The organism is Streptomyces sp. AM8-1-1, from assembly GCF_032229325.1.
Classification (GTDB): Bacteria; Actinomycetota; Actinomycetes; order Streptomycetales; family Streptomycetaceae; genus Streptomyces; species Streptomyces achmelvichensis.
Map to the genome: position 1 here is coordinate 933,602 of NZ_CP135086.1, position 22,373 is coordinate 955,974.

Sequence of the window (22,373 nt, forward strand, 5' to 3'; positions counted from 1 at the left end):
TGTCGCCCCCTTCATGGCTGTCGCCGCCGTTCGTCAGGTCGCGGCGATGCGTGGCGGGGTCCGGAGGTGCTCCCCCACGCGCTTGACGAGACGCGCCATCTCATAGGCGATCAGCCCGATGTCGGCGACGACCGAGGTGAGGACGGCGAGACAGGATCCGTCACCCGCGGCCGCCACGAAGAGGAATCCGTCGTCCATCTCCACCATCGTCTGGCGCACGCCCCCGGCGCCGAAGTGGCGCCCCGCGCCCTTGGCGAGGCTGTGGAACCCGGAGGCCACCGCAGCGAGGTGCTCGGCGTTCTCGCGGGTCAGGCCATGGGAGGCCCCGACCGGCAGGCCGTCATTGGACAGCACCACCGCATGGCGCACCTCTCCGACATGAAGGACGAGATCGTCCAGGAGCCAGTCCAGATCTCCGGTGAAAGGGCCGGCAGCGGCTGCCTCGTGCATGGTCATGATCTGTCTCCTTCGTGGCCGGGTTCTGGAGTGCCGGACGCGGACGTGCCCATGGGCGTGCCTCCGCCGGGGCTCACGTCGCGTCGCGCGGGACGCGGTACGGCCCCCCGGCCGGAGGGACCTGTCGCGGGCCCCCGGGCGGACGGTCCGGCCGCTGCCCCTTGGGAGGATCCGGGCGCGCCACCGCCGCCTCGGGTCCAGCCGTTGCGGTACGCCGTCATGCGGTCCCGCACCTGCTCGGGGGAACGCTCCGGGTTGTCCTCGGGCCCCTCGTGGGAGTCCTCCGTCTCGTCCGCCGTCGGGGCTTCGCGGAGCTGCGGGGCGAGGTGCGACTGCCTGACCCGGCGCGGGAGTTCCCCGTCCGGGGGCAGCGGTGGTGCACTGCGCAGCCGCAGGGCCGTCACCCCCGGAGGCGGAGGAGGGCCTTCCGGCTGCGCCGAGAGCACGGGGCGATGGGTGGGGGCTGCCACGGGCGCGCCGTTCGCCGGCCGCGCCGGCTCGGTCGGCGGTTCCGGGCGCCTGCCACGCGGGTCGGGCTCGGGACGCGCGCCCGCCGGTGCGGTGAGTGCGCTCTGCAGCAGAGTGGTCGGCAGCAGCACGACCGCGGTTGTGCCGCCGTACGGAGACGTCCGCAGATGGACTTTGATGTCACGGCGTACGGAGAGCCGGCTGACGACGAACAGACCGAGCCGCTCGCTGTCGAAGAGATCGAGAGCCTCGGACTCCCCCAGCCGGCGATTGGCCTCCGCCAGTGCGTCCTTGCCCATACCGAGGCCGCGGTCCTCGATTTCAAGGGCGTAGCCGTTGCCGACGGGTTCTCCGCTGACGCGCACTTTGGTGTGCGGCGGTGAGAACTGGGCGGCGTTCTCCACGAGTTCCGCCAGCAGATGCGTCACGTCGGCGACGGCGGCACCGACGATGGCCGTCTCCGGCAGTTGCCGAACCTCCACGCGCGCGTAGTCCTCGATCTCCGAGACGGCGGCCCGCACAACACTGGTCAGCGGGACAGGCATACGCCATGCGCGGCCCGGCGCGGCGCCGGAGAGGATGATCAGGCTTTCGGCGTGTCGCCTCATACGGGTGGTGAGGTGGTCGAGCCGGAAGAGGTCACCGAGTTCGCTCGGATCGTCGGCGCGGCGTTCCATCGTGTCGAGCAGGGTCAGCTGGCGGTGGACGAGGACCTGGCTGCGGCGGGCGAGATTGACGAAGACGCCGGAGATGCTGCCGGCGAGCTCGGCGCGTTCGACGGCTGCCCGCAGGGCTGCCCGGTGCACCGTGCCGAGCGCCTCACCGACCTGGCCGATCTCGTCGTCGGTGGGTCGTCCGTGCGGCGCCTCCGCCTGGATGTCGATCTCTTCGCCGCCGCGGAGCCGACGCATCGCCTGGGGCAGTCGCTGCCGGGCGATCGTGAGAGCGGTGTTGCGGAGGCTGGTCAGCTCGACGACGAGACCTCGGCCGATGCGCACCGAGATGACCAGGGACATGACGACGGCGGCGAGGCCGAGGAGAACGGCGGCACCCGCGGAGGTGAAAAGCCCGTCCTCGACGGGGTCGGCGCGTTCGGCCGCGCCGCGACGGGCGTCCCCGGCGATGGCGAGCATGCCTTCGCCGACGGCCGTGCGGGCCTCGTCCCAGCCCGATGCCGGAACCACCGACGCTGCCTTGCGCCCCGGGGAGGCGGCGACGACCTTGTCCTCGGCGGCCTCCAACTGCCGGTACGCGGGCTGCTTGGCGAGCTCTCGCCAAGCAGCGGCCTCGGACTCCCGCAGGTCGGTCCCGGCGGATACGGTGAAGGTCCTACGGGTCGCCACGGCTCCGGTGAACGTCCGAAGCCGTTCTGTGGCGATCGACTTGCTGAGATGCGCCGAGCTGAGGAGAGCGTCCTCCTGAGCGAGCATCTCGCCGGCCCGGGCGAATTCCAGGAGCACACGGGCGTCGGAGGCGGGTCCGGCGTCATGGATTCCTGCGAGCGCGCCCGAGACGTCGAGGGCATCGGCGACGACCGAGGTGTACTGCGCGTAGGTGGCGTCCCACGCGGCCTTCCCGCCGAGGACCGCGGTGCGGAGTTCCCGCAGCTTCTCCGCACGGGTGACGAACCGCTCGACGCGCACCACCACGACGGACGGGGCGCTGTCTCCGGTGGCGACGGTCGTCGTGCCATCCAGACGAAGCTTCCGCACGGCTTCGTCGGTGCGACGGCCCTCCTGCTCCAGAGCTGTTGCGCGTTCGTCGGACGGAGCCGCCACCTGACGCACCGCTGCGCGTCGCTCGGCCTGGAGGGCGGCGACGGCAGCGGTGACCGGATCGCCGACCTGGGCATCGAGTGTCTGCAGTTGCCGCAGCCGCGCGACGTCCTGGGCGGTGGAGACGGTGGCGAAGCCCCAGAGAGCCAGCAAAGAGACGACCGGAACCATCAGAAGGGAGATGATCTTCGCGCGTACCGTTCGGGGACGCAGCAGCCGGCCGCCGTTCGCGGTGCCCGAACCGGCGGGCGGTTGCGGCGCCTCATCGGGGCGCGGTTCGTGACCGGTGTGTTCGACAGCGGGCGGCCCTGCGTGGGCACGCCGTCCGCGAGGCGGCTTCGCGGATGAGGGAGGCTGCGGGTGCTGCGGCGGGGCTGCGCCCTGGTTCCTGCGGGGTGTGCGCATGGCCTCCTCGTTCCGGGTACGGGGCTGGTGGTGCGACAGCCGTGGGATCGGGCAGCTAGGCGGTGGCGGCGGGGGTCGGTGTGACGGCCTCACCGGCAGGAGCCGATTCACCGAGCGGCGTCGGATGACCCTGGGCTGCGGACTGGTCGGCCGACCGGTCCGCAGGATGACCGTCGGACGACTCGACCGGCTGCTCGGCGACGGAGTAGGCAGCGCGTTCGTCGGCCGTCGGAGAGAGCGCGACGAAGGCGGAGGTGACGAAGAGATAGGACCCGAGACCGACCGCGAGGGGGAAGATGAACTGCATCGTCGTGGCCCCGGACAGATCCCCGCCGGACGGCACGATGTGCACACCAACCGCCATCATCCCGGTGTAGTGCATGCTGCTCACCGCCGCGCCCATGAGGAGCGAGGCGCCGACGACCGCGATGGGCGACTTGATGTTGAGTGCTGCCCAGAGGGCGGCAGTCGCGGCCACCACGGCGATGGCGACGGAGAGCGCCACGAGCAACGGGTCGTAGTGCACCGAGCCGTGAAGCTTCAAGGCAGCCATGCCGAGGTAGTGCATGCTCGCCACGCCCAGGCCGGTGGTGAGCCCTCCGATCAGCAGAGACCGGACACGGTCACGTCCGTAGCCGACACAGAACACACCGACACCGACGACAAGCATGGCGACCAGGAGGCTGAGGATGGTGAGAGGCACGTTGTAGCGGATGTCCGTGCCGCGGACGGAGAAGCCGAGCATCGCGACGAAGTGCATCGTCCAGATGCCCGTGCCGATCGCGGAAGCAGCGGTGATCAGCCAGTTGCGGCGCGAGCGCCCGCTCGTGGCGAGCGCACGTACGGTGCAGCGCAGTCCCAGGGCAGCCCCGATGACGGCCATCGCGTACGACAGCGCGGGGGTCAGCAGGCCGAAGGAGGCGTGGTCCAGGTGTCCCATGGGTCAGGGACGCTAGACCCGCTCGGGGCGCACGCCAGGGGCGCAGTTCGAAAGCTGATGGAATATGACAGAGAGAGGTTTCTGCACGATCGCGCCGAGTTCGAACGTGTGCACAGCCCGGTCGCCTCAGCGACGCGTGCGACGCTGAGGGATCATGTCTCCATGTCCGACGACCACACACATGTGCAGGATTTCTTCGGCGCCCGCGCCGCCGACTGGGACTCACGATTCCCGGACGACGGTCCGGCCTACGCGGCCGCCGTCGCCGAGCTGGGGCTGACGGAGGGAGACGCGGTACTCGACGCGGGCTGCGGCACGGGGCGGGCACTGCCTGCGCTGCGATCCGCCGTAGGGACACGCGGCACCGTCCTCGGGGCCGACCTGACACCGGCGATGCTCGAAGCGGCAGTTCGGGCAGGACGCGACTCGGACGGAACCCTCCTGCTCGCCGATGTGGCGCGGCTGCCGTTGCGCGACGAGTCACTCGACGCCGTGTTCGCCGCGGGACTCATCGCCCACCTGCCCCAAGCCGACGCCGGTCTGAGGGAGTTGGCGCGTGTGGTGCGAACCGGCGGTGTGCTGGCACTGTTCCACCCCATCGGGCGGCGCGCCCTGGCAGCCCGGCAGGGGCGGCAGATCACCGACGAAGATCTGCGCGCCGAGCCCAACCTCCGTCCGTTGATGGAGGGTTCGGGCTGGCGGATGACGTCGTACGTCGATGAGGACAGCCGCTTCCTCGCGCTCGCCGCGCGTCAGGGCTGACCTCCTGCCAGAACCCTGACGAAGGCTGCGGGGTTGTCGAACATGACGTTGTGGCCGGCGCCCGGCACAGTGACGACCCTGACGCCGGAAGCCGTCAGTTCATCCTGACCGGGCAACTCGCCGCTCAGTGCGCCCTGGACAAAGATGCGGTCCATCGACAACTCCATCAGCATGTGCCGCATCGTGGGACGCGTGCCGCGCACCAGGCCGGTCGCGCTGCGGTGCAAGGCGAGCGGGTCGGCCAGGCGCATGGTGGCCGACCAGATCGGCCCCACGCGGTCGAGGACGCGAGCGAAGCCGCCACCCAGGACGAACTCCTCCTCGCTGTACGACGAGATGCCGCTGCTGCCCGCCGTGAGGGGCGGGTGGGGGTCGAGGTTGGCCTCCGTGACGAGCAGGCGCGCCACCAGGTCCGGGCGACGGTACGCCAGCACGATGGCGACAGCGCCGCCCATGCTGTGCCCGACGATCTCGCCGCCCTGCACGCCGGCCTCGTCGAGAGCGGCCGCGAGGGCCGCGGCATGGTCCTCGAGTGTGTAGCCGAAATCGGCAGGGCGGTCACTGAGACCGTGACCCGGGAGGTCCACGAACAGTGAGCGGCGCCCGGCCAGTTCCGGGCAGGCGGCGATATGGGCGTGGTAAGCCGCGGAGGCGGCACCCAGTCCGTGCAGATAGATCCTCGGCGGACCGACGCCGGCCGCCTCGGTCCACCGTACGAAGCTGCCCTGTTCGTCGAATCGAGCCTGTCGCACAAGCCCCTCCCCTGATTTGCCTTGCTCACCCGTTCCCGTAGCCCCGGGACCGCGCCTGACGGCGAAACGATCGACAGCATACATCGGAACCGATGTATTACGAGAGTGAGGTACCACCGTGCTGCGGCACAATGGACGGCATGCTGGAGCTCGCCATCCTCGGTTTTCTCTGTGACAGCCCGCTGCACGGCTACGAACTGCGCAAACGCATCACAGCCCTCACGGGGCATGTGAAGCCGGTCGCGGAGAGCACGTTGTATCCGGCGATCAAGAGGCTGGAGAAGGCGTCATTGCTGGCCCGGGAGACACAGCCCGGGGCGGTCGCGGCGCCGCGCCATGTGCTGACGCTCACCGACGAGGGGCGGCAGGAGCTGCGGCGGCGCCTTGCGAACCCCGCACGGCAGGACATCACCGACGAGAACCGGTGGTTCACGCTGCTGGCGTTCCTCCGGCACCTCGACGACCACGGCCTCCAGGCGGAGGTGCTGCGGCGTCGGCTCATGTTCCTGGAGGAGCCTGCCAGCTTCTTCTACGAGGGCGACCGGCCCCTGCGGGCCGAAGAGCTGGACGATCCGTTCCGGCGCGGCATTCTCACGATCGCCCGCGCCACCAGTGACGCCGAACTGTCGTGGCTGCGCTCGACTCTCCGCAGTCTTGACCGCAGCTGAGGCGGGTGGTGCGACATGTCCTGTTCTCCTCGCAACGCGCTGGAGCCAACAGGGCGCAGAAATGCCAGACTTGAAAGATCGGCGGCGGATGCCGCCCTGGGGAAGGTGGTCCGGGTGATCGACAGAATCAGCAGACTCCGCAAGTTCCTCGCCCACCGGCCGGTGGAGCCGACGACCGCGCCGGCCCCCTCGCGCCAGCACAACATATTCGAGGCCGCGGCGTCCTATGTGTCCGGGTGCGCGCAGGACGACCAGGACCAGATGGACGAGGCGGTCGGCTGGGTGTCGCCGGAGGCCCTGTCCTTCGGGATCAGCGAGCTCGCCTGCCGCGCGGTCATCGCCCTGGCCCGTGAGCGGGACGAGGATCCGCAGACCGTGGCCCGCAGCCTCCTCGGCCTGCCCGCGGCCTGACAGCACAGGCTCCGGGACGTACCGAGACGGCCCGCGATCGCATGCGGGCCGGGCCTCACGGCGACGCCGACGTCAATTCCGCTCCGATGCCTCTCGACGTGCGGGTTACCCACTGGTTAAGGTGCGCCGACGAGCGATCGGCCGGTACCGACGATCGGACATGGGGAGGGTGATGTGACCGGGACGGAAGAAGCCGTCGACGAGGACGCGCTGTTTGTGCTGACCGCCGTGCTCCTGACACCGGCGCAGTTCCCGAGCGTGCTCGGCGACGACTTCCCGGCCGCCTGCGCGGCGCTGCGCCTGGAACCGTACGCCGACGGATACGGGCTGGTCCTGGGCCAGGACTCCGAGGGTGCTCGCTGGACGGTCGTCGTCGACGATGTGTCCCTCGTCGCGGTCGCCATCGCCTCGTGGGACTGCGGCATGGAGTACGACCTCTCCCCGGACGAGCGCAGCGTCGTGGCAGCGCTGCCGGGCTGGCCCCTGGCCGTTGCGGTCGCCGCTCCCGGAGTGCCGGCCCCCCATGACCCGGCCCCGGAGGACGGCATGGACCTGACGCCCCTCGCGCCGCCCGACACCGAGAACTGGGGGCCCGCGCAGCGCCGGCTGGGAGCGGACGAGATCGCGCTCCAATGGGCCGAGTGGCGGCAGCAGATCAAGGACGAGGAGGCGTTCCCCTCCGCGGACGCACAAGCCGGGGGCGAGCCGAAGAAGAAGCACCCCGGTATCCGGCGCGCGTTGGAGTCGGCCCGCACCTACGTGGAGTCCCCGCCGCCCGCCGGCCGGGTCCGCTCCAGCTTCGCGCCGGGAGGCGCACGAACCCTCCGCGCCGACGGTCCCGGCTGGTCGATGGTCGCGAGGACGGACGACATCGCCTTCCTCCTGCTGGACGAGGAACCCGGCGAGGTTCTGCCGGTCGGCCGCGGGCCCGAACTGCCGGGACTGCTCGAGGCCCTGGAGAAGATGGCGGTGCGGCCGGCCTAGGCCGTGTCCGTAACGTCTCGTCCGCTCTCGTCCGGTTCACGACGCCCTGGGCACGTTCGCGACGCCCTCCGGGCGGACGCGACACCCGCGGACGCTCCCGGAGGGCTGCGGACGACACCCACGGACGCTCCCGGAGCGCTGCCGTCGGTGCTCGCGGTGGTCACGTCTTCCCGCTCACCACGCCACGGACGACCCTCGCCGGACCCGCTTGCCCGAACAGACCTGACGGCCTTCGCCGAGCGGGCCACGGCCGGTTCGCACGCACCGAGCCGTATCGGTAGCGGTGCCGGGCGCGTGGCCTCCAAGTAAGCGGAGAAGGTCGGTTCCCGTCGCCGTCGCCAGGAGCACCGTCACCCTGACGAACGGCGCACTGCGCACGGTGACCACGGCACCGCCCTGCCCTGCCCTACACCCGCTCCAGGCGCCTGTGCGGTCCCGCCGGAAGCTCTATGCCGATCAGGTCGCCCGGGCGGACCACCCCGCCCGTCCGCACCACGCTCATGATCCCGGCTTTGCGGACCACCTGACCGTCGGCGTCCCGGCCGACGACCTGCTTCAGCAGGCCCTGCCGGAAGGCCTCGATCTGCAAGCACGGGTTGCGCAGACCCGTCACCTCGACGACGGCTTCGTCCCCGAGCCTCAGCAGGGTGCCGACCGGCAGCGCCAGCAGGTCGATTCCCACCGTGGTGATGTTCTCGCCGAGGTCCCCGGGAGCGACGTCGAAGCCTGCCCCGGCGACCTCGTCGAAGAGTTCCGCGTGGATCAGGTGCACCTGCCGGAGATTCGGCTGGGTGGGGTCCTGGGCGATGCGCGAGCGGTGTTTGACGGTGACGCCCGCGTGGATGTCGCCCTCGACCCCGAGCCCGGCGAGCAGCGTGATGCTGTCGCGGTTGGGCTTGGTGAAGGAGTACTCCCCGTTGCTGCTGACCGTCGTGACTGTTCCACTCATCGCGCGGCGCTCCCCTCGTGCGTGCCGGTGATCATCCGCGACCCTACTCCGGCGCGGCGGGGAAGCGCCGGGCTCAGCGGCCGATCTCCTTGCGGGACACCCGCCGCAACCTGCGCCGCTGGCTGGGGTCGAGCATCAGATAGGCCACGGTGGGCACGCCGATGACGACCAGCAGCGAGAACCAGAATCCGATCAGCGGCATCAGGAGCAGGCCGACGGCCACTCCCCCTATGACGAGCTTCGTACGTGTCGACATGACGCCTCCTCCGCGGCCTGGGCCGCTCCTGCTGTGGGAACGCGCAGGCGCGCTCCACGGTTCCTCCGCGCGTCGGTTCCTCCGTGCGTCCGTTCCACTATGCGCCGGTCCGCAGCGGTTCGCCGACGTCGTGCATATGGTTCAGCGCCTGCCGGTAGGACTCGACGAGCCCGGTCTCGGTGTACGGGAGGCCCAGGGAGCGGCAGTGGGCGCGTACCAGCGGCTGGGCCAGCTTCAGATGGGGGCGCGGCATGCTCGGAAAGAGGTGGTGCTCGATCTGGTAGTTCAGTCCGCCGAGGAACCAGTCCGTCGCCGGGTTGCCGCGGACGTTGCGGGAGGTGAGGACCTGGCGGTGCAGATGGCCCCACCGCCGGCCGTCGGCCTCGTCCGGCATCTCCATGCCCTTGTGGTTCGGGGCGAACGCCATGCCCAGATGAAGACCGAGCAGCATCTGGTGGATCAGGGCGAAGACGAGCGCCTGGCCGATCGGCATGGCGGCCACCAGCAGCGTGGCGTATCCGGCGATGTGGGCGATGAGCAGCACGGCTTCGACGGCGCGTGAGCGTGCGGACCGGTGCGGGCCGCCCCCGGAGAACACGGCCCGGAATCCGTAGACCTTGAGCGCTATGCCTTCGAGGGTGGTCAGCGGGAAGAACAGCCAGGCCTGGTGGCGGGTGAGCCAGCCGTGGAAGCCGTCGCGCCCGACCGCCTGCTTCTGGGTGAAGACGAGGATGTCGGCGGCGACGTCCGGGTCCTTGTCGATGTGGTTGGGGTTGGCGTGATGGCGGTTGTGCTTGTCGTTCCACCACTCCTGGCTCATGCCGAGCAGCAGGTTGGCGTGGACGAGCTGGATGAGCCGGCTCCTGCCGCGGTCGGCGGTGATCTGTGCGTGCCCGGCGTCGTGGCCGAAGAAGGCGGTGCGGGTGGAGAACACGGCCAGCGGTACGGCGAGCAGGAGGACCCACCAGGAGCCGCCGGCGAGGGCGATGCCGGTGATCACGGCGGCGAGAGCGAGCAGGTTGACCGCGATCCCGCGGGCGTACCAGCCGGGGCGGCGATCGAGGAGCCCTTGTTCTCTGACGGTCCGCAGGAGAGGCGCGAACGCGCTCCCCGCGTTGTCGCTCCCCGCGCTCCGCTTCGCACCGGTCTCCGGAGGAGCCGGCACGGACGACGGATCCGTGAGGGTGGCGGTGGCCTGAGGCATGAAGGTCTCCGGTCTGTGGGCCGTGGGACGGGCTGCGACTGCGCTGACCTGAGAAAACGTATGTACGCGGGGCCCGCGCGGACCATGGCGCCACCACCCGGACCGCTGTGGGGGCAGCCCGCCGCCGACGGTGCTGCCAGCTACACCCTTAGGGGTGCACGTGAGGGGCGTCACAGCGGGAGGAGCGACGTCGCGCGGCGCCGTGGGGTACCCTCGGCGACTCCCGGCCCGCAGTAGTCAAATTTGAGGAATGCGTCTTCGCTGTGCACCGACCCTCCGCGGCAACGTTCTCCCCGACCCTCTCATCCGGTTCCCCGTCCACCCTGGCCCCCGGCTCGGTGACCGCACTCGCACGCTGCTCCGCGGTGTTCGTGCCCGCCGATCCGGCCCGCGCGGGGCACGTTGCCTTCTGGGACCCGGACGGCGCCGACCTGCCCGACATCCCCGGAACCGCCGAGTCGATCACCCTGGTGGCGGACGACACCCGCCTGCACACCGTCCCCGCCGTCCTGCTGCCCGTACGCATGGCGTTGCCCGTCCTGACGAGGGCGCGCGCCGGCAGCGACGCGTCGCCCGCCGCCGCGTTCTGGGGCGCGGCCACCGTGCTTGCGCTCCAACTCGTCGCTCGTGGGCTGCTGTTGCCGGGTCTGACCCCGACCGATCACGACACCTGGCGCGTCGGACCGCTGACGCCCGAGGATCTGGAACGCATCCGCCGGCTCGCCGCGTCGATGCCTCCCTCCGCCCACGCAGTGCCACTGGACGCCGCGGCCGATCCTCTCCTTCTGCACGAGCCCGAACGGCTGTTGCGCTCGTTCCTCGACGCCGTGGCGGACGGTCTGCCGCGTACTCCCGCCGCTCCGCGGGCCGTCGGCGGTCCCGCCTTCGCCGCCCACAAGCCGCAGCGGCTGCCCGCCGCGCGGACCTGGGCCGCGGACGTCGCCGCGGGGCACGACGCGGGCGTCCGCCTGTCCCTGCGGATCGACCTCACCGAGCAGGATTCGGCACAAGGCCCGGCCTTCCGCGCCGTGCTCCAGATGCACAGCGTCAGTGATCCGGCCGTCGTCACGGACGCGGCCGACGTCTGGGCGGGCGGCAGGTCGAGCACGGAGTTCGGGCCCAGGGCCCGGATGGACGCCCTGCTCGCGCTCCGCAGGGCCGCCCGCGCCTGGAGTCCCCTCACCCCGCTGCTCGAGGCCGCCGTGCCCGACGCCATCGAGCTCGCCGACGAGGAGATCACCGAACTCCTCGGCGAGGCCGCACGCGCACTCGCGGCAAGCGGCGTCCAGGTGCACTGGCCGAAGGAGATGGCACACCGGCTCACCGCACGTGCCGTCGTCGGCCCGCCCGACGAGGGGCCCCGCACCCCCGGCGCGGCGGGCTCCGGGATGCCCTCTTTCCTGTCCGGCGACGCCCTTCTCGCCTTCAACTGGTGGTTCGCGCTGGGCGACAAGCAACTCACTCGCGAGGAGCTGGACGAGCTCGCGGAGGCCGGCAGACCCGTGGTGCGGCTGCGCGACCAGTGGGTGCTCATCGACCCCGAAGAGGCCCGGCGCGCCCGCGAACGCCAGAACCGTACGCTCTCGCCTGTCGACGCACTCGGTGCGGTCCTCACCGGTTCGACCGAGGTCGACGGCCGCCGTGTCGACGTCGAGGCATCCGGCTGGGTGGCCCGGCTGCGCGACCGGCTCGCCGACCCCGAGGGCGGTACGCAGGAGATCGAACAGCCCGCCGCGCTGACGGCGACCCTGCGCGACTACCAGCTGCGCGGGCTGAACTGGCTGAACCGGATGACCTCCCTCGGCCTCGGCGGCTGCCTCGCCGACGACATGGGCCTCGGCAAGACCATCACCCTCATCGCGCTCCATCTGCACCGCCAGACCGACGAATCGGCCGCCGGTCCCACCCTCGTCGTCTGTCCGACGTCGTTGATGGGCAACTGGCAGCGGGAGATCGAGAGGTTCGCGCCCGGCACGCCCGTGCGCCGTTTCCACGGAGCGTCCCGCAGTCTGGAGAACCTCGCCGACGGCGAGTTCGTGCTCACCACCTACGGCACGATGCGGCTCGACGCGGCCCGCCTCGGGCAGGCCGCGTGGGGCATGGTCGTCGCCGACGAGGCCCAGCACGTCAAGAACCCGTACTCCGCCACCGCCCGCCAGTTGCGCACCATCGGCGCCAAAGCCCGGGTGGCACTCAGCGGGACGCCCGTGGAGAACAATCTCTCCGAGTTGTGGGCGATCCTCGACTGGACGACACCCGGACTCCTGGGCCGGCTCGGCACGTTCCGCAGCCGCTACGCCCAGGCGGTGGAGGGCGGGAACGATCCCGGCGCGGCCGGCCGGCTCGCCGCGCTCGTACGGCCGTTCCTGCTGCGCCGGCGCAAGTCGGACCCGGGTATCGCACCCGAACTGCCGCCGAAGACCGAGACCGACCGGGCCGTTTCACTGACCGTCGAACAGACCGGGCTGTACGAGGCCGTGGTGCGCGAGACCCTGGCCGCGATCTCCGCGGCCGACGGCATGGAACGGCGTGGCCTGGTGGTGAAGCTGTTCACCGCTCTCAAGCAGATCTGCAACCACCCGGCCCAGTACCTCAAGGAGGAGCGGCCCCGGATCCCGGGCCGTTCGGGCAAGTTGGAGCTGCTCGACGAACTGCTCGACACGATCACGTCCGAGGACGCGAGCGTGCTGGTCTTCACGCAGTACGTCCAGATGGCGCGGCTGCTGGAGCGGCATCTCGCCGCGCGCGGGGTGCGGACGCAGTTCCTGCACGGCGGTACGCCCGTCGCCGAGCGCGAAGCCATGGTGAACCGCTTCCAGGACGGTGAAGTCCCTGTCTTCCTGCTGTCGTTGAAGGCCGCCGGCACGGGACTCAACCTCACCCGCGCCGGTCATGTCGTGCACTACGACCGCTGGTGGAACCCGGCTGTCGAGGCCCAGGCGACCGACCGCGCCTACCGCATCGGGCAGACACAGCCGGTGCAGGTGCACCGGATGATCACGGAGGGGACCATCGAGGACCGCATCGCCGAGATGCTGGCGCGCAAGCAGGAGCTGGCCGACGCGGTGCTCGGCTCCGGCGAGGCCGCGCTGACGGAACTGACCGACGCCGAGCTGGCGGATCTGGTGGAGCTGCGAGGGGGCGCGCGATGAGCGTGGGGGACGACAACGAGCGGACGTTCGCGGCACTGCCGCCCGAGCGCGGCCGCGGCTTCGCCCGCACCTGGTGGGGCCTGACCTGGCTCAAGGCGCTGGAGGACACGGCTCTCGACGCCCAGCAGCTCAAGAAGGGCCGGCTGCACGCCCGCGGGGGTGCGGTCGGTGCCGTGTCGGTACGCCCCGGACGGATCACCGCCGTCGTACGCGACCGGGACGGGACCGGGCAGCGCGGCGACGTACTGCTCCAGGAGTTCGACGATGCCGCGTGGGACCGGTTCCTGGACATGGCGGTCGACCGTGCCGGGCACATCGCGGCGCTGCTCGACCGGGAGATGCCGCCCGTCCTGGTGGAGGACGCCGCCGCGGCGGGCCTCGAACTCCTGCCGGGAATCGGTGATCTGGAGCCCGAGTGCACCTGCGGCGCCTGGGATTTGTGCCCGCACACCGCGGCCCTCTGCTACCAGGTGGCGAGGCTCCTCGACCAGGACCCGTTCGTCCTGCTGCTCATGCGGGGGCGCGGTGAGCGTCGGCTATTGGACGAGCTCCAGGCCCGGAGCATGGCGCGGGCTTCGGGCGACACACCCGAGAGGGAGCCCGAGCCGGCGCCGGGAGGAGTGCGGGCCGACGAGGCGTTCGCGGCCGGGGGCATACTCCCGCCGCTGCCCGCTCCCCCACCGCTGCCGGACGAGCCGGGTCAACCGCCGTCCCTGGACACCGAGACGGTGCCACCGCCCGGCATCGACCCCGGCGCGCTGGAATTCCTCGCGGCGGACACGGCGACGCGAGCGCACCGGATGCTCGCCGAGGCACTCGCGCCGGGTCACCAAGGCCAGGCGGTCGAGGGAGAACTGACTGCCGATCAGGACCTGGTGCGTCTTGCGTCGTCGCCGCCCACAGGTGTCATCGCGTCCCGTCTCGCCTCGGCCACCGGGCGGCAGCGCGCCGAGCTGGATCTGGCGGTTCGCGCGTGGCGGTCGGGAGGCGCGGCCGCGCTGTCCGTGTTCGACGAGGAGTGGACGCCGGAGCCGGCGGACCTGGCCCGGGCGACGACGTTGCTGGAGGAAGCCTGGGAGGAGCCGGACCGGCCCCGGTTGCGCGTGTCGGGGCCGGGACAGTGGGCGGTGCCGGGCTCCGGCGCGCAGTTGCGTCTGGGCCGCGACGGCCGCTGGTGGCCATACCGCAAGGAGAGTGGCCGCTGGGCCCCCGCCGGGCCCGCGGACCACGATCCGGCGGCGGCCCTCGCGGGCGTTCTGGAACAGCCCTGACCGTCCGAGCAGAGCTGGTCCGGGCCCGGCCTCGCGCGGCGAGGGTGGGGCGAAGGGCGGCCCACTCGTGGCCGGGCCGCTCACGCCCCACGGTAGGAGCTGAACAGACTCGGCACGCACGGGCGATGGCGGTACGTCAGGCCGCGTTCACCCGGATGTCCCATGCCGTTCGGCGTGAACGCACAGCCTGTCCGCTGTCAGTCGATCTGTAGGCCAGGAGGCCCGATGTCCCCGTCTGCGCGCATGTTGCCGCGTTCCGTACGCCGTTCCCTTGCCGCGGGGCTGCCGATCGCCCTCGTCGCGGCGGTCGCCGTGGCCGGCACCGCCACGGGCGCGCCCGGCCACACGGGCGGACACGGAACGGTTCCGCGCGTGTCGGGCACCGCCGTGCTCGGGGACATCCCGCTGGCCTCGTTCAGCAACTCCCTGCTCACGGGGTCGGTGGCCGACGATCGCGGGGTCGACCTGGGCGGGATCGGCAGCGACATCTTTCCCGCGGGCCGCAAGGGCGAGTTCTGGACGGTGACCGACCGCGGACCCAACGGCCAGATCAAGATCGACGGCACGAAGCGCCGGACGTTCCCGGTCCCCGGGTTCGATCCGGCCATCGTGAAGGTGCGGGTGTCCGGCAACCGGGTGAAGGTGCTGACCGCGCTTGCGATCACCACGTCGCGGGGCAAGGCCGTCACCGGTCTGCCGAACCAGGCGTCCCGCGACGAGGCCCCGTACACGTACAACGCGTCGACGCCGCTGTCGTACGACCCGAACGGTCTGGACACCGAGGGCATCGTCCGGGCGTCCGACGGCACCTTCTGGCTCGCCGACGAGTACGGGCCCTCGCTCGTCCATGTCTCCTCGCGCGGCCGGGTGCTGGCGCGCTACGTGCCCAAGGGCTTGGGACTGCGGGGCGCCGGCTACCCGGTCGTCGAGGCGCTGCCGTCCATCCTGCTCCAGCGCAAGATCAACCGTGGTTTCGAGGGGCTGGCCCAGCTGCCCGGCGGCGATCTCGTCCTCGCGGTGCAGAGCCCGTTGTCCGTGCCGGACGAGGACGCGGGTGAGGCGTCGCGCAACGCCCGGCTGCTGCGCTTCTCGCCCACGAAGCGTGCCGTGACCGGCGAGTACGCCTACCGTTTCGACGCGGTGGACGTCGTCGACCCGGGTGAGGACGATCCGTCCGAGCTGAAGATCTCCTCGCTGGTCGCCCTCGGCCGCGACACTCTGCTCGTCCAGGAGCGCACGGACGCCTCGTCCCGGGCGCACCGTGTCACGCTGCCGCGTGGCGCGGGCATTCTCGGCAGCCGCTGGGACAGCGCCACGACCTCCCCCTCGTACGAGCAGATCGAGGACCCGGCGGCAGCGGGGGTCCCGGTGCTGCGCAAGAGCCTGGTCGCGGACTTCGGCAAGGTGGCGGGCGTGCCCGGGAAGGTCGAGGGCATCGCCGTGGTGGGCCGGAACACCCTCGCGCTCATCAACGACAACGACTTCGGCATGACGGACGGGCCCGAGGCCTTCGACGCCCAGGGCCGGCTGGTGGACAGCGGCATCGAGACGACCGTGACATACGTGCGTCTGCCTCGCCCGCTGCACGGCTGAGCCCGCCCGCCGGGAGCCGCCCGTGCCCTGAGTGCGGCGTGGCTCCCGGTGGTCAACTCCCGTTGGTTGTGCGGACTTTGAGCCGTCCCGGCATCTTCCGCCCCTCGCGCGGCCGACCGTACCGTGATCCCGCGACCGGTCCGCCCGGGGCCGGCGGAGGGGAGCGGTGGACCGTGAGCGACCCGCGGATCGTGACCGTGCGCCCGGAGCCGGGCGAGTACGCCTGGACGTTCGGCGGCGCGCCGCCCGTGGCGCGGATCGCGCCGGGCACTGTCCTCGACCTGTTCACGGAGGACTGCTTCGCGGGCCGTGTCCGCTCGGCGAAGGACCTGGTGTCCGAGGTCTGCGCGTTCCCGTTCCTCAATCCGCAGACCGGGCCGTTCCACATCGAGGGTGCCGAGCCCGGTGACACGGTGGCCGTGCACTTCGTCTCCGTGGAGCCGGCCCGCGACTGGGCGGCGTCGACGACCGTGCCGCTGTTCGGGGCGCTCACCTCCACCCATGCCACGGCCACCCTTCAGGACCCGCTGCCCGAGGTGGTGTGGATGTGGGAGCTCGACCGGGAGCGCCGCACCTGTCTGTTCAGCGCCCGGGACAGTGACATCCAGATCGAGCTGCCGATGGACCCCATGCACGGCACCGTCGGCGTGGCGCCCGCCAATCTGGAGGTGCGGTCCGCGTTGGTCCCGGACGCACACGGCGGCAACATGGACACGCCCGAGATGCGCGCCGGCGTCACCTGCTACCTGGGCGTCAACGTGCCCGGCGCGCTGCTGAGCCTGGGTGACGGGCACGCCCGGCAGGGTGAGGGCGAGACCTGCGGTGTGGCGGTGGAGTGCGCCATGAACACCGTGGTGGTGGTCGAACTGCTCAAGGGCGTGTCGACACCCTGGCCGCGTATCGAGTCCGACTCGCACATCATGTCGACGGGCTCCGCACGCCCGCTCGAAGACGCGTTCCGGATCTCCCAGTTGGACCTGGTCCAGTGGCTGGCCCGGGACTACGGACTGTCCCGGCTGGATGCGTACCAGCTGGTGGGCCAGGCGGGTGAGGCCCCGCTCGCCAATGTCTGCGACACCAACTACACCTGCGTCGCCAAGATCCGCAAGGAATGGCTGCCGGCAGGAGATCCTCATGGCGGCCTCCACCGTCATCTGCGGGAGGTCGCCTCCGCACTGCCCCGCTTCTGACACCCCCACCGGGAGAGGCCCCATGGACCGTAGACGACTGCTCAAGGGCGGCGCGGCCATGGCCGCCACAGGCGTCCTGCTGCCCGCGGCCCCCGCTCGGGCCGCAGCCTTGGACACCGACTTCCCCACCGCCGAGTGGCTGCCCGCGACGGCGTCCAACTTCACTCCGTCGAGCCGCCCTTCGTCGTACCCGGTGAACTTCGTCGTCGTCCACGTCACTCAGGAGACCTTCGGCGACACGATCGACATCTTCCAGGACGCGGCCCGGCAGGTCTCCGCCCACTACGTCGTGCGCTCCGCGGACGGACATGTGGCGCAGTGCGTGCGGGAGCGGAACGTCGGCTGGCACGCGGGCAATTGGGACTACAACACCCGCAGCATCGGCATCGAGCACGAAGGCTGGGTGGACAGGCCGGAGTATTTCACCGACGTGCTCTACGAGCGGTCCGCGGCGCTCACCGCCTCGATCTGCGACCGCTACGGCATCCCCAAGGACCGCATGCACATCATCGGCCACAACGAGGTCCCCGGCGCCACCCACTCCGACCCCGGGCCGCTCTGGGACTGGGGCCGCTACATCCGCCTCGTGAACTTCACCTGACGCCGGGACGCTTGTCGCGCCCCTCCGCCTGGGTCACGATGGGCCGGGGAGGCCGAGTTGAGCGACGCATGGGTGGCTCTCGAACCGGGCGCGGATCCGTCGGAGCGGATCGCCGTGCTGCGCAGGGCCTACGACGCCTATCTGACCGCGGGCCGTGTCGAGCGGCCCGTGCGATCCGTGGTGGCCGACTCCTGGAAGCGTTCGGCCCGCGCCCATGTCAGCCCCGACGGCACGGCCGGCGTCGAACTGGACGACGACGCCCTCACCGCCTGCCGCGAGGATCATCCGCTGGCCCGGGTCATGCCCCTGATGAGGGAGCTGATGGGCGCGTACGCCATGGACGGCGAACACCTCGTGGCGGTCTGCGACGCGCACGGACGGCTGCTCTGGGTCGAGGGTCCGCCCACCACCCGGCGCAGGGCCGATCTGATGAATTTCGTGCCGGGCGCCCGCTGGGCCGAGGCCGTCGCCGGGACGAACGCCCCGGGCACGGCGATCACCCTCGACCGGCCGGTCCAGGTCTTCGCGGCCGAGCACTTCCGCCGTCCGGTCCAGGCCTGGACCTGCGCCGCTGCCCCGATCCACGATCCCGCCACCGGGCGGCTGCTCGGCGCGGTGGACATCACCGGCGGCGACCGGCTGGCGCACCCTCACAGCCTCGCGTTCGTCGGGGCCGTGGCACGGGCCGCCGAGTCCCAGCTGGCACTTCTCGCCCCACCGCCGTCCGCGGAGAGCGTGCAATTGACGGCGCTGGGCCGCGACGAGGCGCTTTTGGTGACGGGCGGCCGCAAGGTGCGGCTCAGCCGCCGCCACAGCGAGATCCTGGTGCTACTGGCCCACCGCCCGGAGGGTGTCGGCGGCGACGAACTGATGATCGAGCTGTACGAGGACGAGTCCGTCACCCCTGTCACTCTCCGGGCGGAACTGTCCCGGCTGCGCGGTCTGCTCGGTCCCGATCTGCTGCTCTCCCGGCCCTACCGGCTGGGCGCACGCGTCGACGCGGACTTCGACGCGGTGGCCCGGCGGCTCGCCTCGGGTTCGGTGACGGGGGCGCTCACCGCGTACGCCGGTCCGTTGCTGCCCGCGTCCCAGGCACCCGCGGTGGCGCGGCTGCGCCGCCGTCTGGAGGGTCAGCTGAGGGCCGCGCTGATCGCCCGCGGCGATCCGGGCCTGCTCGCCGACTGGGCGTACAGCCCCTGGGGCGAGGACGATCTGGCGGTGTGGCGGGCCCTGGCCACCGCACTCCCGTCGGCCCAGCGTCCGTCCGCTCTCGCCCGCGTACAGGAACTGGACGCCTGGCAGCGGTCCTGACGAGAGTCCGCCGGGAGCCTTCGCGTACCCCGTCGGGCGGGGTTCCGCCACCGAATGACCGCTCCGTACTGCGAATCCCGCGCTACCTCCTTACTGTCAGTTGAATGGAGCACCAAGGTCCGACCCTGCCGCGGCGGGGTCGCCCGACCGTCCGACCCGGAGGAGCACGCCATGCCGGAGCTGTTCATCGGCGGCAAGTGGACTGCCGCCCTCGACGGGCAGGTGCGTGAGATCCGCTGCCCCGCGGACGGCACCCTCGTCGCCACCGTCGACGAGGCCGGCCCGAAGGACGCGGCGGCGGCGATCGCCGCCGCCCGCGACGCCTTCGACCGCGGGCCGTGGCCCCACACCGCGGCCGCCGACCGCGGCAGGGTGCTGCTGCGCGTCGCCGACCTGCTGGAACGCGACAAGGACGCGTTCGCCCGAGCCGAGTCCCTGGACACCGGGAAGCGGCTCGTGGAGAGCGAGTACGACATGGACGACATCGCGAACTGCTTCCGGTACTTCGGCAACCTGACGGCCGCCGGCGGCGAGGACCGGATCGTCGACACGGGCAACCCGGAAGTGGACAGCCGGGTCGTGCACGAACCCGTCGGGGTGTGCACGCTGATCACGCCGTGGAACTATCCGCTGCTGCAGACCGCCTGGAAGGTCGCTCCCGCGCTCGGTGCGGGCAACACCTTCGTCCTCAAGCCCAGCGAGCTCACGCCGCACACCTGCATCATGCTGATGCGGCTGCTGACCGAGGCGGGAGTCCCCGCCGGCGCGGCGAACCTGATCCTGGGCGCCGGTCCCACGGCGGGTGCCCCGCTCAGCGAGGACCCGCGGGTCGACATGGTCTCGTTCACGGGCGGTCTGGTCACCGGGCGGCGCATCATGGCGGCCGCCGCACCCACGGTGAAGAAGGTCGCGCTCGAGCTGGGCGGCAAGAACCCCAACATCGTCTTCGAGGACGCCGACTTCGACGCGGCCGTCGACTACGCGGTCATGGCGATCTTCCTGCACTCCGGCCAGGTCTGTTCGGCCGGGGCCCGGCTCCTGGTCCAGGACGATCTGCACGACCGGTTCGTGGACGCGGTGGTGGCCCAGGCCAAGGAGATCAGGCTCGGTGGCCCGTTCGATCAGAACGCCCGTACCGGACCGTTGATCTCCGCTCAGCACCGTGACAAGGTCGAGGCTTATGTGGCGGCAGGTCTCGCCGAGGGTGCTGTGCTGCGCTGTGGCGGCAAGCGTCCCGACGACCCGGCGCTGCAGGACGGGTTCTACTATCTGCCGACCGTGCTGGACGAGTGCGCTCCGGGCATGTCCGTCGTCCGTGACGAATCGTTCGGTCCGGTGCTGACCGTTGAACGGTTCCACGACGAGGAGGAGGCGGTCGCCCTTGCCAACGACACCGTCTACGGCCTGACCGGCGCGGTCTGGTCGCAGGATGTCGGCCGCGCCCACCGGGTGGCTTCCCGGGTGCGCGCCGGAACCGTGTGGATCAATGACTTCCATCCGTACGTCCCCCAGGCGGAATGGGGCGGGATGAAGCAGTCCGGCTTCGGCCGCGAACTGGGCCCCGCGGGTCTTGCGGAGTACCAGGAGGCCAAGCACATCTGGCGCAACCTCAGCCCACGTCCCCAGCGGTGGTTCTCATGAGTGTCCATGACGACAGCAAGAGCAGCAGGGCCAGTGCCCAAGGGCAGGAAGACGACGACGCACTCGGCGCACTCGGCTACAAGCCCGAACTGAAGCGCACCCTCGGCAACTTCCACACCTTCGCGGCCGGCATCAGCTACATCTCGATCCTCACCGGCACCTTCCAGCTCTTCTACTTCGGTGTCTCCTTCGGCGGGCCCGCCTACTGGTGGTCGTGGCCGATGGTGTTCGTCGGGCAGCTGATGGTGGCCCTGTGCTTCTGCGAGCTGGCCGCCCGCTACCCGGTGGCGGGGTCCATCTACAACTGGGCCAAGACCATGGGCGGCCCGCACGTCGGCTGGCTCGGCGGCTGGATGATGATGACGGCCACCATGGTGACGCTCTCCGCCGTGGCCCTGGCGTACCAGATCACGCTGCCGCAGATCGACAGCTGGTTCCAGTTCGTGGGCGACGGCAGTGGCAAGAACGACGCGGCGGCCAACGCCGTCCTCCTCGGCACCGTCCTCATTCTGTTCTCGACCCTGGTCAACGCCTTCGGCGTGAAGCTGATGGCGCGGATCAACTCGGCCGGCGTCTTCATCGAGCTGGTCGCGGCCGTGGCTCTGATCATCCTCCTGGCCGCCCACATCACGCGTGGTCCCAGCACCGTGCTGACGGACACCTACGGACTCGGTGAGGGCCAGACGCTGGGCTACTTCGGCGCCTTCCTGACGGCCTCGCTGGCCTCGGCCTACGTGATGTACGGCTTCGACACCGCCTCGTCGCTGGGTGAGGAGTCGCACGACCCGAGCCGCAACGCTCCGCGGGCCATCCTGCGCGCACTGGTCGCCTCGTTCCTCATCGGCGGCCTGATCCTGCTGTTCGCCCTGATGGCCGTCCCCAACATCAACGCCGAGGAACTGTCCACGATCGGCCTGCAGTACGTGGTCCTGGAGACTCTCGGTTCGACCATCGGCGAGATCGTCCTGTGGTGTGTCGTCATCGCCATCACGGTCTGTGTGCTGGCGGTCCAGGCCGCCGGTATCCGGCTGATGTTCGCCATGGCCCGCGACAACAACCTCCCCGCCGGCACGCATCTCGCCAAGGTCAGTCCCCGCTTCAAGACGCCCGTCGTGCCTGCCGTGGTCATCGGTGTGGTGGGCGTGCTGATCCTGGTGATCAACGTCAACCAGCCGCAGATCTTCTCGGTGATCACCAGCATCGCGATCATCATGATCTACGTGGCCTATCTCCTGGTCACCACGCCGATGCTGATCAAGCGGCTGCGCGGCAAGTGGACGCCTGCCGAGGGCAAGTTCTCGCTCGGCAAGTTCGGACTCCCCATCAACGTCCTCGCGGTGCTGTGGGGCCTGGCCATGTCCATCAACCTCGCCTGGCCGCGCGCCGAGGTCTACAACGCCACCGGGCCGCAGCACTGGTACCTGCGCTGGGGCGCGTTCGTGTTCGTCGGCATCGTCGGGCTCGGCGGCTTCGCCTACTACTGGTTCGTGCAGCGGCACCGGACCGGTGTCCTCGAATCACACCGCTACGTCGCATCGACCGGCACCGGTGAACCGCCGGCGCCCTCCGCCTGACTCTCCCCAC

The 22,373-nt window shown here is 71.0% G+C and carries 19 protein-coding genes; 12 read left to right on the top strand and 7 right to left on the bottom strand.

What is annotated here, in order from left to right:
* Positions 1-33: 33 nt before the first annotated feature.
* Genes RPQ07_RS04155 through RPQ07_RS04165 form a run of 3 tightly spaced genes read right to left on the bottom strand, consistent with a single transcriptional unit; the run spans position 34 to position 4,044 of the window.
* Complete coding sequence (locus RPQ07_RS04155) at positions 34-456, bottom strand: roadblock/LC7 domain-containing protein (RefSeq protein WP_313942625.1); 423 nt, start codon at positions 454-456, stop codon at positions 34-36.
* Entirely contained in the window at positions 453-3,104 is a 2,652-nt protein-coding gene (locus RPQ07_RS04160) for a nitrate- and nitrite sensing domain-containing protein (protein ID WP_313942626.1), read from the bottom strand. The genes RPQ07_RS04155 and RPQ07_RS04160 overlap by 4 nt, the downstream gene beginning before the upstream one ends.
* Before the next feature lie 55 nt (positions 3,105-3,159).
* Positions 3,160-4,044, bottom strand: a complete 885-nt coding sequence (locus tag RPQ07_RS04165; RefSeq protein WP_313942627.1) for an MHYT domain-containing protein — start codon at positions 4,042-4,044, stop codon at positions 3,160-3,162.
* 162 nt (positions 4,045-4,206) lie between these two features.
* Between RPQ07_RS04165 and RPQ07_RS04170 the strand changes: the two genes are divergently transcribed.
* The gene (locus RPQ07_RS04170) at positions 4,207-4,806 is read left to right on the top strand and encodes a class I SAM-dependent methyltransferase (protein ID WP_313942628.1); all 600 of its coding nucleotides are present in this window, start codon (positions 4,207-4,209) and stop codon (positions 4,804-4,806) included.
* Here RPQ07_RS04170 and RPQ07_RS04175 read toward each other — a convergent pair.
* The gene (locus RPQ07_RS04175) at positions 4,797-5,558 is read right to left on the bottom strand and encodes an alpha/beta hydrolase (protein ID WP_313942629.1); all 762 of its coding nucleotides are present in this window, start codon (positions 5,556-5,558) and stop codon (positions 4,797-4,799) included. The genes RPQ07_RS04170 and RPQ07_RS04175 overlap by 10 nt on opposite strands.
* A 140-nt stretch (positions 5,559-5,698) precedes the next feature.
* Here RPQ07_RS04175 and RPQ07_RS04180 point away from each other — a divergent pair, with 140 nt between their 5' ends.
* The 3 genes from RPQ07_RS04180 to RPQ07_RS04190 all read left to right on the top strand — a co-directional run bounded on the left by RPQ07_RS04180 (position 5,699) and on the right by RPQ07_RS04190 (position 7,621).
* Entirely contained in the window at positions 5,699-6,226 is a 528-nt protein-coding gene (locus RPQ07_RS04180; protein WP_313942630.1) for a PadR family transcriptional regulator, read from the top strand.
* Between the two features lie 162 nt (positions 6,227-6,388).
* Positions 6,389-6,637: a hypothetical protein gene (locus tag RPQ07_RS04185; protein ID WP_313948777.1), complete on the top strand. Its 249-nt coding sequence runs from the start codon at positions 6,389-6,391 to the stop codon at positions 6,635-6,637.
* Positions 6,638-6,811: 174 nt separating this feature from the next.
* Positions 6,812-7,621, top strand: coding sequence for a hypothetical protein (locus tag RPQ07_RS04190; protein ID WP_313942631.1), 810 nt, complete (start codon positions 6,812-6,814; stop codon positions 7,619-7,621).
* 406 nt (positions 7,622-8,027) lie between these two features.
* Here the strand turns inward: RPQ07_RS04190 and RPQ07_RS04195 are convergent, their stop codons facing one another.
* The 3 genes from RPQ07_RS04195 to RPQ07_RS04205 all read right to left on the bottom strand — a co-directional run bounded on the left by RPQ07_RS04195 (position 8,028) and on the right by RPQ07_RS04205 (position 10,030).
* A complete protein-coding gene (locus RPQ07_RS04195) occupies positions 8,028-8,570 on the bottom strand; it encodes an MOSC domain-containing protein (RefSeq protein WP_313942632.1) in 543 nt (180 codons plus the stop codon).
* A 73-nt stretch (positions 8,571-8,643) separates the two neighbouring features.
* The gene (locus RPQ07_RS04200; protein WP_313942633.1) at positions 8,644-8,826 is read right to left on the bottom strand and encodes a hypothetical protein; all 183 of its coding nucleotides are present in this window, start codon (positions 8,824-8,826) and stop codon (positions 8,644-8,646) included.
* A 97-nt stretch (positions 8,827-8,923) separates the two neighbouring features.
* Positions 8,924-10,030: an acyl-CoA desaturase gene (locus tag RPQ07_RS04205; protein WP_313942634.1), complete on the bottom strand. Its 1,107-nt coding sequence runs from the start codon at positions 10,028-10,030 to the stop codon at positions 8,924-8,926.
* 263 nt (positions 10,031-10,293) lie between these two features.
* On the opposite strand from RPQ07_RS04205, the gene RPQ07_RS04210 reads away from it, so the two are divergent.
* The 8 genes from RPQ07_RS04210 to RPQ07_RS04245 all read left to right on the top strand — a co-directional run bounded on the left by RPQ07_RS04210 (position 10,294) and on the right by RPQ07_RS04245 (position 22,363).
* On the top strand, positions 10,294-13,182 hold the full coding sequence (locus RPQ07_RS04210) for a DEAD/DEAH box helicase (protein WP_413777700.1): 2,889 nt from the start codon (positions 10,294-10,296) through the stop codon (positions 13,180-13,182).
* Positions 13,179-14,453 (top strand): SWF or SNF family helicase, encoded by a 1,275-nt coding sequence (locus tag RPQ07_RS04215; protein ID WP_313942636.1) that lies wholly within the window; start codon positions 13,179-13,181, stop codon positions 14,451-14,453. Before RPQ07_RS04210 ends, RPQ07_RS04215 begins: the two co-directional genes overlap by 4 nt.
* Positions 14,454-14,678: 225 nt before the next feature.
* Positions 14,679-16,046, top strand: a complete 1,368-nt coding sequence (locus RPQ07_RS04220; protein ID WP_313942637.1) for an esterase-like activity of phytase family protein — start codon at positions 14,679-14,681, stop codon at positions 16,044-16,046.
* Between the two features lie 173 nt (positions 16,047-16,219).
* Positions 16,220-17,236 (top strand): acetamidase/formamidase family protein, encoded by a 1,017-nt coding sequence (locus RPQ07_RS04225; protein ID WP_313942638.1) that lies wholly within the window; start codon positions 16,220-16,222, stop codon positions 17,234-17,236.
* 22 nt (positions 17,237-17,258) lie between these two features.
* Positions 17,259-17,837, top strand: a complete 579-nt coding sequence (locus tag RPQ07_RS04230; protein ID WP_313942639.1) for a peptidoglycan recognition family protein — start codon at positions 17,259-17,261, stop codon at positions 17,835-17,837.
* A gap of 57 nt (positions 17,838-17,894) precedes the next feature.
* Complete coding sequence (locus RPQ07_RS04235; protein WP_313942640.1) at positions 17,895-19,148, top strand: GAF domain-containing protein; 1,254 nt, start codon at positions 17,895-17,897, stop codon at positions 19,146-19,148.
* 171 nt (positions 19,149-19,319) lie between these two features.
* Positions 19,320-20,789, top strand: a complete 1,470-nt coding sequence (locus RPQ07_RS04240) for an aldehyde dehydrogenase family protein (protein WP_313942641.1) — start codon at positions 19,320-19,322, stop codon at positions 20,787-20,789.
* Positions 20,786-22,363 carry an APC family permease gene (locus RPQ07_RS04245; RefSeq protein WP_313942642.1) on the top strand — a complete coding sequence of 526 codons (1,578 nt, stop codon included), beginning with the start codon at positions 20,786-20,788 and terminating at the stop codon, positions 22,361-22,363. Before RPQ07_RS04240 ends, RPQ07_RS04245 begins: the two co-directional genes overlap by 4 nt.
* The last annotated feature ends 10 nt before the right edge of the window (positions 22,364-22,373 follow it).